Raw genomic sequence first — 14,204 nt, forward strand, 5'->3', positions numbered from 1 at the left:
AGTCATGTATATGCGTATAGGAGCGATTGAAGCTGGCGGGACGAAGTTTATATGTGGCATTGGGAATGAAAATGGGGAAATTGAAGATCAGATTAGTTTCCCAACAGAACATCCTGAGGTGACGTTGCCCAAAGTTATTCAATATTTTCAAGGCAAGCAAGTAGAAGCTATCGGAATTGGATCGTTTGGTCCGATTGATATTCACACAGATAGCAGGGCGTATGGTTACGTTACAACAACACCAAAGCCAGGGTGGGGAAATTACGATATGCTGGGCACTTTGAAAAGAAACTTTTCGGTTCCTTTTGGATGGGACACGGATGTCAATGCAGCGGCATTTGGTGAAGCCAAATGGGGCGCTGCTCAAGGGTTATCCAGCTGTTTGTACTATACAGTTGGCACGGGTGTTGGTGTGGGAGTGTATTCAGAAGGTAAACTCATTCATGGTCTTGTACATCCTGAAGGGGGTCATGTTCTTACGAGACGCCATCCTGACGATGTATTCCCAGGGGGATGTCCCTATCATGGGGACTGCCTAGAAGGGATGGCGGCAGGTCCTGCTATTGAAGCAAGGTGGGGGAAGAAGGGCCATGAACTTCCTATGGATCATCTTGCATGGGAAATGGAAGCATTTTATATTGCACAGTCGATTACGGGTGCTATATTGCTTAACTCTCCTCAGAAAATCATTCTGGGTGGTGGTGTTATGCAGCAGTCACAATTGTTTCCACTGATCCGTCAGGCTGTGCTTCAGAACCTGAACGGCTATGTCAGCTCAAGTACTATTTTGGAACACATAGATGAGTATATCGTTCCACCAGGACTAGGCCAACAGGCGGGATTATGCGGTGCTCTGGCTCTTGGACTCACAGCACTGGAAAGTCAGATTTCTGCTCAATTGTAAAAGAATATATAGAGGAGGTCAGTGCAGTAACGAATTGGCCTCCTTCTTGATTTTCAATATTAATGATAGAAAAAGAGGGCAAAGAAAATGAGAAATAAAGGAAAAGTCGCAATATGCTTTCTTATGGCAACAGGACTTGTAATGACTTCAGCAGGCATTTATGTAGCAAATCCCGGGACTGGATGGGCTGCGCTCGCTGAACAGGAGGTAAGCAAACGAGCTAAGGAGGGACTTTCTATTTTTGAAAGCGTAACCAATACAAATACGAATTTGACAGGTTGGCAAATAAAAGGAATAGGTAACTTGGTGGATACTCCTGAAGGAATCTTACTGTCTTCCGATCCAAAAGAAAATGTAATGGCAATCTCCGAAACGGTGTCAGAGGATTTTATCTATGAAGCTGACGTCATGATCAAGGATATGCAAGCTGACGCGACCTTATTGTTCCGTTCTAATGAAGATGGCTGGGGTTCCTACATGCTCCAAATCGTACCGAATGCAGGTATGATTCGTTTACAAGACGCAAGTGGTGGTGAAGGGAAATTAAAAGAGGAGCGAAAAGTTACAGTCAAGGTAGGCGAAATCTATCATCTCAAGGTGAAAGCAGAGGGGGCATCGCTGAAAATATATTGGGACAATGCATATAAACCTGTGATTGAGGTTCAGGATAACGCGTATCGTACAGGTAAGCTAGGACTCAATGTATGGGATGGTTCTGTTTTGTTCCAAAACATAATCGTAAGTGATCTGAAAGGAAATTTGGGTGCTTTGGTTACAAATCAAGGACAATGGCAGCCTAATATCAGCGGCAAAAAAGGAATGGTAGCAAACCAGAGTAAGTCACAGCAAATTTATAACAAACAAGCTGCTGATTTTGTATATGAAGGAAATATATCTCTTCGTCCTGATTCTGTTGCAGCGCTCGCCTTTCGTTCATCGGCTGATGGAACAAAGGGATATGAAGCTGCCCTTACGAAGGAAGGAAATCAGGTCCGTGTAAGCTTGACGAAAGCTAACGGAACAGACATTGCAAGTTCACAGCATACCTATCCAAGTCAGACCGGAGCAAAACATCACGTAGAGATAAAGGCAAATGGAAACAGAATTCAGGTCTTCCTAGACGGATACACCCCGGCTGCAATCGATCTAACAGATAAAACCTACACCGATGGATATGCAGGAATCGTCGTTAAACAAGGAACGGCTTACTTCCAGGATACTTATGTGACGGATGCTAGCAGTTATTATAATGAAAAATATCGTCCTCAATATCACTATACGCCAATTCGTGGTTCTGCAAGTGATCCGAATGGACTGGTCTATTTCGAAGGAGAATATCATCTATTCCATCAGGACGGAGGCACATGGGCACATTCTGTCAGTAAAGATATGCTGAACTGGAAGCGCCTTCCGATTGCGCTACCCTGGAATGATCATGGACATGTCTGGTCTGGATCGGCTGTGGCAGATTTGACGAATGCATCAGGCTTGTTCGGGGATTCAGGAGGTAAGGGGCTGATTGGCTACTACACTTCCTATAATCCCGATGGCCCGAATGGGAATCAGCGTATCGGTCTTGCATACAGCAAGGACCAAGGTCGTACTTGGGAGTATTTCAAGGAACGTCCAATTGTTATTGGAAATCCCGGAGATAATGGAGATGAGCCTGGAGGTTGGGATTTCCGTGATCCGAAAGTGATTCGTGATAACGACAATAACAGGTGGGTAATGGTTGTATCCGGTGGAGATCATATTCGTTTCTTTACTTCAACGAATCTACTTGATTGGACCCTGACAGATAGTTGGGGATACGGGGACTATGTTCGCGGCGGTGTATGGGAATGTCCGGATTTACTTCAGCTTTCGGTAGACGGAACATCACAGAAGAAATGGGTTCTGATGATTAGTACAGGAGCGAATCCAAAAACAGGCGGATCAGATGCTGAATATTTTGTGGGTCATTTAACAGCGGAAGGTAAATTCGTTAATGATAATCCGTCGAGGAAAGTATTGCGAACAGATTTTGGAAAAGAATTCTACGCTTCGATGTCTTTTTCGAACATGCCAGATCATCGCAGCGTAATGATGGCTTGGATGACAAACTGGGACTATCCGTTTGCTTTTCCAACGACCCATTGGAAGGGCGTACTGTCAATCCCAAGGGAAGTCTCATTAGTAACGACTAAAGATGGGATTCAGCTCGTTCAAAGCCCAATTAAAGAGCTCCAATCGCTGCGTAGTCAGCTGTATTTTACAGCTAATAAAGTGGTGAGTCCTTCTTCTCAGAACCTACTGAAAGGCGTTACTTCTGGTGCATACGAGATTGAAGCTGAAGTAGAAATTCCTGCAGGCAGTCAGGTAAGTGAATTTGGTTTTAACGTTCGAGTAGGTGGAAGTCAGAAAACGGTAGTTGGATATAAACCTAGTGAGAGTCAGATTTTTGTGGATCGGTCTGCATCTGGTTTGACGGATTTTTCGAGTTTATTTAGTACAAGACATGAAGCGCCAATGCAAACGGAGAATAGGCGTATTAAGATGCGTATCCTTGTAGACGAGTCTTCTGTTGAGGTTTTTGGCAACAACGGTAAAGTCGTTTTCTCTGATGTCATTTTTCCGGATCCAGCCAGCAGAGCTTTGAGCTTTTACACCAATGGAGGCAACGTAAAGGTCGTATCTCTGAAAGTGAATCAGTTAGGATCTGTATGGAATCAGGAGTCCGATTCCGCTACCAAGATAATGATGGATACAAATGATCGTGAACTGAGCAAGGGGCAAAGCGACACACTCTTGGCAATGGTAGAGAATGGAACAGGTAATGGTGCACAGCCGCTGAAATGGAATTCCAGTAACAAGGATGTAGTTGAACTAAACGTAGAAAATAGCTCACAGGCAACCATTGTAGGAAAAAAAGAAGGCGAGTCTATCATTACTGTCTCTACTCCAAATGGGAAGACATCAATAAGCGTTTTAGTTAAGGTAACTGATGGTGAATTTCATACGAACTTAGGTGGATGGACTAAAGATCTATCTGCAGCCTCTTGGGTCATTAGTGAAAATGGAATTCGTGGAAATTACTTGAGTGACGCGAATTATATCGCAGCGAAGCAGGCTGGAGACTTTACTTATGAAGCAGATATGATGTTAGGGAAATCCGGGGGAGCAGGCTCTATGTTGTTCCGCGCCAGCGAAGATGGACGCAGCGGATACTACTTAAATCTGGATCCGAATATGAAGTCCGTACGTCTCTTTTATAAAATCGAAGGCCGTTTTGAAGAGCGTCAAATACTGGCGAAAGTTCCGATGTTCATTCAGCCGGGTCAAACCTATAAAGTAAAAATCGAAGCGAAGGGCTCGCATATTGTAGTTTATGTGGATGGGCAGAAAGTGATCGACCTCCAGGACGGCACATTTGCAGAAGGTCGCTTTGGACTACATGTATTTGGCGGATATGCTTCATATCAAAACGTTAACGTGAGCGGAGAAACACCTGCCAACTTAACCACATCTAGTCTAGTAAATGCAAAACTACAGAAATCTCTCTATACAGCAAATCTTGCAAATGGTGAAGCTGTTACCCTGAAGGATGCGAATGTTTCTACGGATCAGAAGTGGGTAATCGTGCCGACGGGGGATGATGCAGGTTCCTATTCCATTCGTACAACAGCCGGTCAGGCGCTTGATCTCGACACAGGGCAAAATAAAATTCAGTTATACCATTATCTCGGATATAACAATCAGCGTTGGATTCTTCACAAGAATGATGATGGTACTCTAAGCATTATTTCTGCTCATCATAGGAAAGCGCTGGAAGTATCAGCGGATGGAACAACATTGTCTTTAAGCGAATTTGATCCTACTCTTGATCGGCAAAAATGGGTAATTACGAATTAAGATGAGAATGATGGAACTAATGGAAGAGCGGCTAAGATTTGGCGGCTCTACTTCTTAATAATTAAAGGTCCTTATTGTTAATCCGAGCCAGGTTCAATTCTTTGCAATTCAGTTTGATGGACCCCAAGATTTAATATTTCACTATCGTATTAAGATACGAAGATGAAAACTAGACGACATTAAGGTACAATCTACTTAAAAGGAATACCTGATGAATTGATCCCTACGTTCATCGAGCAGGGGGGCTTATGAGAACAGCAAACGCCAACTTAATGAAGGAAATTAACCTCAACAACGTTCGTCAAGTGATGAAACGTATAAATACAGCTACCAAACCCCAGCTGGCAGCACTGACCAAACTGAGCGTCGTAACAGTAAACTCATTAGTCAAGGAGCTGCACGAGTTAGGTGAGCTCTTCGAAGACTTGACTGTACCATCAAACGGCGGTAGACCAGCACAAACTTATCGCTACAATTACAACTTCAGCCTCGGGCTAGTCATTTATCTGAAGGATAAAGAGGGACAGGTACTGATTTCAGCCACTGTCGTGAATTTGGAGAACGAGATTCTGGCGAAGGATGAACATATCATTCCAGTCTTCGAAAGACAATTTTTTTGTGATATTATTGAACGCTCTATAGCCTTGTATCCTTCTATCAAGGTTATTGGCATAGGCATTCCGGGACAGGTTGTCAACGGCGAAATTAAAGTCAGCAGCCACCATGAGCTGACTGGCTCACGGATGATTCAAGAGATTGAGCAACAATTTGAGTTGCCTATCTTGGTTGAAAATGACGTTAATGCAGCTATCAGCGGATATTGCATGAACCAGGGAGAGGAAGAGGAACAGTACTTGCTTGGTCTTTACTTTCCAAACAGGTACCCACCTGGCATGGGTATCTATCTGAATGGAAAGATCCTTAAAGGTAATCAGGGCATGTCAGGGGAAATAAAATTCCTGCCCGACATGCCTGACTGGAGTCTCGAGATGGGCAAGGACACGTTCATCGATACTGTCTGCCGGATTATCCAAACCCTGAATGCTGTTCTTGCTCCGGACAAAATTGTAATATATCAGGATAAGGTGGAATTAGAAACCTGGACATCTGCTTGGGAAGCTTATCAGCTTCGACATCCAATGCCCATTTATCCACAGATTGTTATGCAAAATACATTTCAAGATGACTTCGAGGCTGGCCTGCGCTGGTTGACATTGAAGTCATTGGAGCCGGATTTGGTCGAGCTCCATTAAGAGGTTGTCCCATAAGTCATGAGATGAATGAACTTATGGGACAAGCCTCTTTTTTTTAGGTGATCAATATGAGTATTGATCCAATTGCTGATATGCACTGCACACTAATGATACGGCTCCAGATCAGTGAATGGGTTGCTTGACAAAGGAATACTTATATCGCATACTTCATACATAGACTTTATAAAGTATATTTATTAAGTGCGTAAATGTATTTCTTTACGCGTGCAACGAATCATTTTTATCACGAGGGGAAGCATGCTTGTCTACCTGGTTTTTGATTATTATATATCTGGCTTTTATCAGTCTAGGACTTCCTGACTCTTTACTCGGCTCGGCAGGTATCGTGTCCATGATCATTGCGGGAGGGACCATCGTGTCCAGTCTGTTCAGCAACAGGATGGTCGAGCGTCTGGGTACAGGTAGAATCACATTGTTCAGTTGTTTCCTTACTGCGGTTACGCTACTTGGATTTTCCATTGCTCCATCGATGCTCTGGTTCATAGTATTTGCCATTCCACGGGAGCGGTGGATGCCGCACTAACATTGATGTTTTTGAGTACAGAGACGATTAATAGATTGCTGATAAAACCCACACAAGGGAGGGGATAAAGAGATGGTTTATATCATTTTGTGCGCAATCATCTGGGTAGGAGTGTATTTGAATCTAGCCGCATCGAAGGAATCGATGGATGTGAAGCCTATTCGTTCCGTGAATGATCTGTTTGAATAATCAAGGAGCAACGTAAAAAGCATTTGATCCTGGATCAAATGCTTTTTTGATAGTACAAAGACATTATCGTTTCAATTGCATAGTTATACTAGAATGAGGAAGGTTAGCCTTTTGAAGGTAAGTAGGGGCTAACAAGCTCCCCTTGGTTATATAGATTTATCATACAAGTAATCAACACCCCAAATCATTCCGTTACAGGCGGAATAGCTTGGGGTGTTGCATTTTTTATAGCGCTTATAATTATTAATTAAGTAAAACTATTGGTTTTGTGAAATATAGTGACTTACTGTTACTTTTGAAGCAGGAAAATATACATATATATTGAATACAAAACAACAAAGAGGGAGGATGAAAATGTCATACAGAGCAAATGCATTACGTTCGTCATTAACCCTAGCTGTTCCAATTATTTTAGATAGGCATTACCATTCTATAACTATGAAAAATATCGAATCCGTCTGGTTTGTAGAGACGCATAAGGAATTGTTAGATTCAACATTCAGCACGATATTAATCAGTATGATAGAGGCACTGTTCTTGGATTCCTTTGGTTACGACCAATACCTAAGCCTACTAGAAAAAGAGGGGGTGGAGCGAGGGATTTATACTGCAGAAATATTCGGTGATCATTTTGATATCTTACTTGAAATGAGCAAGGATTTAAACTTAATCGCTCAGAATATGATGTTTAAGATCATTGAAGAGATGGAAGATGATTCTACGACTCGATTGTTTTTTTATAATCGTTTAATGGAAAGCAACTGGATCGGTTTTACGGGCTTTGCAAAGGGGTATTTATCTAATAAAAATCAACAGATTGACAATTTGCACGAACAAAAAATAGCTGTTATGGGACAAATGGCAGCTGGTATGGCACATGAAATACGGAATCCGCTTGCTTCGATTAAAGGATTTGCCCAGCTTGTAAATAACAGGCTATATGAACCGGTGATCAAGGCGGATGAATTGCGTGCGTATCTGGATATAACCATCAAAGAGATTGATGCTCTGAACGGATTAGTAACGGACTTCCTAGTACTGGCTCGAAAAGGAGATAGTTCGAAAAATACCGGCGTAGTATATAACGTTATCGAGGTTATACATAGAGTTAATAACATCGTGAATCAACTCATACTTAGTGATGATATTATTCTTTCCGTGGAGTATTCTCTAGAGAAAGTAATGACGTATGGAAACGCCTCTCAACTAGAACAGGTAATCCTTAACATTTTAAAAAATAGTATCGATTCATTCACAGCGTTTAGAGGCAGAATAGACATTACAGTTAGCACCGCTAATGAGACTAACGAAATTATCCTTATTTTTAAAGACAATGGAGAAGGAATTCCACTGGATAAACTAAATCGCATATTTGACCCTTTCTTTACAACCAAGCAAAAAGGGACAGGGATTGGATTATCAATTTGTAAACAATTAATAGAAATGTATGGGGGACAAATTAAGGTAGACTCAGAAGTTCAGGTAGGTACTAGCGTGATGGTTATTTTGCCTTGGGTAAATGATTATCACATTTGAGGCTACGAACAATTTGAATGATTGAATGAAGGATGATAAATGGATCATCAGCTTCGGAGAGCTGATACAGCAAAAATAAACAAGCCTAGCACAGAAGCTTATCAGGCTTGTTTATTATTTTTCATGCTGAAAAGGATCCTATCCTCCAAACGATACGCAGTATCGCTATTCAAAAATACGCGTTCCTTAGAGGACGGCACAGCCTGTTCTACTTAACGCTAAGTTGTATCTCTTTTTCTTTTACAAACTTCTCCAGCACTCTAAAATCCTCGGTAACCTTTTTAAATGGTAAAGATTCCAATGCCTTATCCCGGTAATCCTTTTTCGCAGCAGCAGACAGACGGGAATCAAGTATGCTGAGTACACCAAGGTCAGTCTCACTACGGATCAATCGCCCGGTTCCTTGTCTTAACCGAAGCAGCATGTCCGGTACAAAAACGTCATTTAAGGGATCCTTCGCCAAAGATGCCTTATATTCATAGACAGGATCGGAAGGAACAGGGAAGGGCAGACGGAAAATAATTAACTGTGACAAATCAGAACCTTCGATATTCACGCCTTCCCAGAATACACCGGTACTAAGAAGGACGCCTTTACTGCCACGGAAGTCAGCGATCACCCCGTCCTGAGACGATCCTTCTCTTTGAACATGCACCGCCCATGCAAGCTTCTCGGATTTTAACTTATTATGAATGTACTTCATATCTTCCTTCGCTGAAAAAAGAACCAATGTCCGTCCGTCCGTTAAATTACAGAGCCTCAGCATTTCCTTGTATGCCGCTTCAAGATAACCTACCTTGTTCTGATGGTTGTAGTAAGGGATGTCCTTAGCAATATACAGCATGGTGTGGTTGTCATAATCAAACGGCGAAGCCTGGCGCTCCATATAATCTCCCTTGTAACCGAGCGACTGCGTCAGATATGCATATTGTTCCTCTAGTGTTTCTCCGGTTTGGCACATGGTTGCTGACGTTAAAATAACAGATGTTTTCCCGTTAAATAAGCTATATCTTAGGAACTGGCTTATGCCTTTAGGACAGATACTAATAGTGGCCTCACGCTGGGTATTGCTTCCCCAAATCAGGTAGTTATCCTGGACTCCGGCGAGTACATCAAAGAGATCTATAAGTCCGTTTATAGCTTCAAAAAGATTATCGATCTCTCGCTCATGCTTGGAAGTTAAGACGGATAAGCTGAGACTAAACTCTTTCAAAACCTGAGCCCCCCGCTTTAACGGAATCCCTGTGATCTCCGACACTTTTATCCGGTCATTATCCTGCTTGGCTGTTTGCAGCAAATCCGCTTCTACCTGTTTGAAAATATGAGCCACGCATCTTTTTAAAAATTTAAATTGCGGCAAAAGGCCGTTATCTGCGGATTGCTTGAAGAGAATCTGTAAGGTGTCATCCAGAATATGGCAGGTTCCCCGGTATGTAAACTCGAGCGTTCTAGCATCTCTAACCTTTGCTTCCAGATTATGAGCTTCATCAATTACGATCAGAGCTGGCCGTTCAGCGATTAATCCCTTCGTTCCTTCTTTTTTCTTGATCAAATCACGGATGAGCAGGTCCTGGTTGACGATAATAAAATCCATGTCGCTGGCGTCGGCGTTAATCTTCGCTCTCATCTCGTAAAATGAACATGTGCTTTTATAATGGCATCGTTCAAATTTACAATCATTCACACAAACATTAGACCATACTGCATCACTAACTCCGCCCTTAATATCTGCTCTCTCATCAATGTCATAATTCACAATACGCTGGGCAAGCGTAGATAGAGGAGAGCTTGAATCATCAGGTTGTAACAGGTCTGTTGCCCTGTATCGGCAAGCATATTGCCCCATACCTTTTCCGACTACGGAGCGAACCGATGTAAATCCGAGCCGGCTTCCGATGAATCTCAGATCTTTATGGATCTGTTCTGAAAGTTGTATGGAGGATGTTGCAATAATGATCGGTTGCCTTGAGACTTGGTTGATGAGCAGGCTGGGTATGAGGTATGCAAAGGACTTACCGATGCCGACTCCAGCTTCAATCATTGCGTTTCTACCATTAATATAAGCATCAGCGATATCCAGAGACATATCTTGCTGGCCGATCCGCTCTTTAAGTCCAATCCTGGGAAATCTATCATACATCCGAAAGATGGCATTGACTAAAGAGGGTTCGATGTCCTTTTTTAGCTCCCGCTTCTGTAATTTATATAGATCACTTAACCAGCTAATAACGACCGCCCCTTTTCATTATCAATTTTCTTCCAGTCCCAGTTTTTTGGGTGAGGTTGTAATTATCGTAGATGAAGCGCTAACAGTCAAGTGTCAGAATATAAAATAATGATTTTTAACCCTTGTTCTTCCAATCATTAGGGATAGGAAGTGCGTAGGATCACAAAGCATTTATTGGATACGTTTATACTCAATATATCAATTAAATTTGAAATATAAATTACATAAGAATTTGGAGGCTACGGGCATGGATCAGTTTACTTTTACAGATATGAAAAAAATAAAGAGAGAAAATTTGGGTGATGCTGTACCCTTAGAGCTTTTCAGAACGATTAGACTTATTGGATTATACCAAGCGTTACCCATGAATGGTAAGGGCACAACGTTGACCATAGGAAGAAAAATTGGGGAAGAGTTTGGTGTTACCTCCGTTAATGAACTATTCGGGTTATTCGAACAAATGAAGATAGGGATCCCAATAATAACCCATGAAGATGACAAGGGAATGTCAATTGCAGTACACGATTGTTTCTGCGAAGGGTTACCTATTATGGAAGGGAAAATGGTATGTGATCTAGAGGGGGCCATTATCGAAGGAGCACTTAGCAAAATACGTGGGAAACGAGTTTCCGTCCGGGAAGTGAAATGTAATGTTCATGGGGATGAATGTTGTGAATACATAGTCAAATATTAAAAATTTACGTGATATTTTGATCATAATACGGATGTTTGAATCAGATCTGTAAATGACAGAAGAACAGCGATTCTCCATTCTCGGAGAATCGCTGTTTTTTCTTTTTGTTAAATTGTGATTAAGAAGCTGATTTAGGAGTAAACGCTCTACGAATAACCTTCGTCAATTCCATTAGGATGACGGCGCCGAGTGCCAGCCCGCTTGCAATCAGCCAATCGGACATTCCGAATGAAGCCGGAATCGAGAAGATTTCTCTAACTCCTGGCAGAACCGCAATCCCGTAAAAGGCAAAGCAGACCAAAACGGCTCCGATGACGTATTTGTTGCTGAAAAACCCAGCTTCAATAGCTGTTTGACTGTTCGAGCGAGCGGCAAAGGTCTGAAGTGTACGAGACAGGATCAGGGTTGTAAATGCCATAGCCACGCCCATATCAGGGGAATGCTGGAGTCCGATATACAGGGATATAATTACGGCTATACCTATAAGTAGACCACGGGTAATAATAGCCTGCATCATTCCTCCGGCAAATATACCTTCCTTCAGTTCCCTTGGATTTCTATTCATCACGTTAGGTTCAGGTTTCTCCATACCAAGGGCAATGGCGGGCAGTGAATCATTCGCCAGATTGATAAATAGAAGCTGAATCGCTGTGAAGGGATTAATCCAGTCGAAGATCAGGGCAAACAGAATAGCGATAATCGCACCCAGGTTGCCTGAAAATAAATAGGCGATCGCTTTTTTGATATTGTCGAATACCGTTCTGCCTACAGACACAGCATTCACAATGGATACAAAATTATCATCAGTCAAAATCATGGCAGCCGCATCTTTAGCAACATCGGTTCCACTACCCATAGCAACACCGATATCTGCTTGCTTCAAGGCAGGCGCGTCATTTACGCCATCACCGGTCATGGCTGTGATTTTGCCTTTTCGTTGCCACGCCCGGACAATTCTGATCTTATTCTCCGGGGAGACTCGGGCGTACACACCAATCTGCTCAAGCTTATTATCCAATTCTTCATCGGACATGGCATCAAGCTCTTGACCGGTTACGGCAATTTCTTTTTCGGTCATAAGACCGATATCGCGTCCGATCGCTTGTGCGGTTGTCTTATGATCACCGGTAATCATGATGGTCCGAATTCCAGCCTTCTTGGATTCTGCGATCGCGCCATAGACAGCTTCCCGAGGGGGATCAATCATAGCTGTCAAGCCTACGAGCACCAGATTTTGTTCATCCTCAAGACCCACTTCAGTGACTGTATTTGGTACAGTTTTGTAAGCATAGGCCAGTACACGTAGTGCTCTGCTGGAGAATTCCTCATTGGCTTCAATGAAACGATCAAGAACTTCCGGTGTCATCGGCACTTCTTGTCCACTTAGTAGTACATACGTACAAAGACTAAAGAGTACATCTGGTCCGCCTTTAGTAATCATTGCTTTTTGTCCGTTAAAAGTGTGTAAGGTCGTCATTAGCTTGCGATCCGAGTCAAAAGGAAGTTCGGCTTCACGAGGGAAATTGTCGCGTATTTCCTTGTAATCTTTATTCATGCTGTTACTGAAGGCAATAAGTGCCACCTCAGTTGGATCGCCTAGTTCTTTACCATCTTCATTAATGTTAGAGTCGTTACAAAGCACGGCAATGTGTAGGAGGCGCCGGGCTTCCTCAGACCATTCTTCGGGCTCTTGATTGAATTGATCACGATCACCTTCCGGTAAAAAGTAATCTACAACTGTCATTTTATTTTGGGTCAGAGTACCGGTTTTGTCCGTACAGATGACACTGGTTGATCCAAGTGCTTCGACGGCTGGCAGCTTACGAATAATCGCATGTTGCTTAGCCATTTTATTCGTACCTACGGATAAGACAATCGTTACGATCGAGGATAGAGCTTCAGGAATAGCGGCGACTGCCACAGCGACTGCAAACATTAGGGCATTCAGGATGGCTTCCGTGGTATCCACTGTATCATTCGACAGCCAAACACGTCCGGCTTGGATGGCAAAGATCAAAACGGACAGCACGATAATCGCTACACCCAGCTGTTTGCTAAAGGTTTCGAGCTTACGCTGTAGTGGCGTCTGCTTGGCTTCGGCGCTCTCAATGAGTTCAGCGATTTTGCCGATTTCGGTTGTCAGTGCAGTTCCTGTTACTACAAGAGTTCCACGGCCATATACAACCAAAGAACCGCTAAACGCCATATTACGACGGTCTCCGAGTGGAGATTCCTTCGCGATGGTATCCGTATGCTTCTCTACAGCTTCGGATTCTCCGGTCAGCATGCCTTCATTGATCTTCAAGCTTCCCGATTCTATGATACGGCCGTCGGCAGGTACGAAATCTCCAGCCTCCAGTAATACGATGTCACCGCGAACAAGCTCTCTGGCAGGGACGGTTTTTAAGGCTCCATCCCGCAACACTTTAGCCTCGGGTGCCGACATCTGCTGCAGGGCATCAAGTGAACTCTCCGCTTTACGAGTTTGGATGACACTTATAACTGCATTGAGAATCAACACGAGGAAAATGATAAGCGACTCCATAACTTGACCCATAACAATCTGGACAATGGCCGCAATAAGCAGTACGACCACCATAGGGTCCTTGAAATTTTCAAGAAAAAGCTTCCAGAGGGGATCTTTTTTCTTTCCTTTTAATTCATTGTAACCATCACGTTCCAGTCGTTTGTCGACTTCTGCCGACGTAAGCCCGTTAGTTGTACTCTGCACTTCCTGTAAACTGTCTGTTACATTCTTGCGGTAATACTCCACTAATGATAGCTCCTCTCCGCTGTGCTGTGTCTTTTTTTTTAGGTCTCATAAGCTTCGATTTACTGCATAAGTGCACATAACTGCGTGTTCTACACAAGTATGGTATATCAGTTCGTCAAATCAGTAGACTTCAGGACCTATCTTCAAACTTACGATTCAACTTGGCGCAAGTTTCAAAATATGGAGCTTAGTA

The 14,204-nt window shown here is 42.9% G+C and carries 7 protein-coding genes and 1 pseudogene; 6 read left to right on the top strand and 2 right to left on the bottom strand.

Annotated features, from left to right (window positions below; genetic code table 11):
• Positions 1–10 precede the first annotated feature (10 nt).
• The 5 genes and pseudogenes from NSS87_RS07490 (at position 11) to NSS87_RS07510 (ending at position 8,317) form a co-directional block, all read left to right on the top strand.
• Entirely contained in the window at positions 11–904 is an 894-nt protein-coding gene (locus tag NSS87_RS07490) for an ROK family protein (RefSeq protein ID WP_339245972.1), read from the top strand.
• Between the two features lie 87 nt (positions 905–991).
• Complete coding sequence (locus NSS87_RS07495) at positions 992–4,795, top strand: GH32 C-terminal domain-containing protein (protein WP_339245975.1); 3,804 nt, start codon at positions 992–994, stop codon at positions 4,793–4,795.
• Positions 4,796–5,043: 248 nt separating this feature from the next.
• Positions 5,044–6,048 carry an ROK family protein gene (locus tag NSS87_RS07500; protein WP_339245976.1) on the top strand — a complete coding sequence of 335 codons (1,005 nt, stop codon included), beginning with the start codon at positions 5,044–5,046 and terminating at the stop codon, positions 6,046–6,048.
• Positions 6,049–6,310: 262 nt separating this feature from the next.
• Positions 6,311–6,591: pseudogene (locus tag NSS87_RS07505) on the top strand (MFS transporter); the annotation flags it as partial.
• A 544-nt stretch (positions 6,592–7,135) separates the two neighbouring features.
• On the top strand, positions 7,136–8,317 hold the full coding sequence (locus tag NSS87_RS07510; RefSeq protein WP_339245979.1) for an ATP-binding protein: 1,182 nt from the start codon (positions 7,136–7,138) through the stop codon (positions 8,315–8,317).
• Between the two features lie 208 nt (positions 8,318–8,525).
• On the opposite strand, the gene NSS87_RS07515 is transcribed toward NSS87_RS07510, so the two are convergent.
• Positions 8,526–10,457: an ATP-dependent DNA helicase gene (locus tag NSS87_RS07515; RefSeq protein ID WP_339245981.1), complete on the bottom strand. Its 1,932-nt coding sequence runs from the start codon at positions 10,455–10,457 to the stop codon at positions 8,526–8,528.
• 334 nt (positions 10,458–10,791) lie between these two features.
• On the opposite strand from NSS87_RS07515, the gene NSS87_RS07520 reads away from it, so the two are divergent.
• Entirely contained in the window at positions 10,792–11,238 is a 447-nt protein-coding gene (locus tag NSS87_RS07520) for a V4R domain-containing protein (RefSeq protein ID WP_339245983.1), read from the top strand.
• A 118-nt stretch (positions 11,239–11,356) separates the two neighbouring features.
• Here NSS87_RS07520 and NSS87_RS07525 read toward each other — a convergent pair whose 3' ends face one another.
• The gene (locus NSS87_RS07525) at positions 11,357–14,011 is read right to left on the bottom strand and encodes a cation-translocating P-type ATPase (protein WP_339245985.1); all 2,655 of its coding nucleotides are present in this window, start codon (positions 14,009–14,011) and stop codon (positions 11,357–11,359) included.
• Between the last annotated feature and the right edge of the window lie 193 nt (positions 14,012–14,204).

The organism is Paenibacillus sp. FSL F4-0243, from assembly GCF_037963295.1.
Classification (GTDB): Bacteria; Bacillota; Bacilli; order Paenibacillales; family Paenibacillaceae; genus Paenibacillus_AQ.

Bases quoted from the DNA above. Each gene is read 5' to 3' on its own strand.
- NSS87_RS07495 (WP_339245975.1), top strand. From the start codon at position 992: ATGAGAAATAAAGGAAAAGTCGCAATATGCTTTCTTATGGCAACAGGA.
- NSS87_RS07490 (WP_339245972.1), top strand. From the start codon at position 11: ATGCGTATAGGAGCGATTGAAGCTGGCGGGACGAAGTTTATATGTGGC.
- NSS87_RS07520 (WP_339245983.1), top strand. From the start codon at position 10,792: ATGGATCAGTTTACTTTTACAGATATGAAAAAAATAAAGAGAGAAAAT.
- NSS87_RS07515 (WP_339245981.1), bottom strand. From the start codon at position 10,457: ATGTATGATAGATTTCCCAGGATTGGACTTAAAGAGCGGATCGGCCAG.
- NSS87_RS07500 (WP_339245976.1), top strand. From the start codon at position 5,044: ATGAGAACAGCAAACGCCAACTTAATGAAGGAAATTAACCTCAACAAC.
- NSS87_RS07510 (WP_339245979.1), top strand. From the start codon at position 7,136: ATGTCATACAGAGCAAATGCATTACGTTCGTCATTAACCCTAGCTGTT.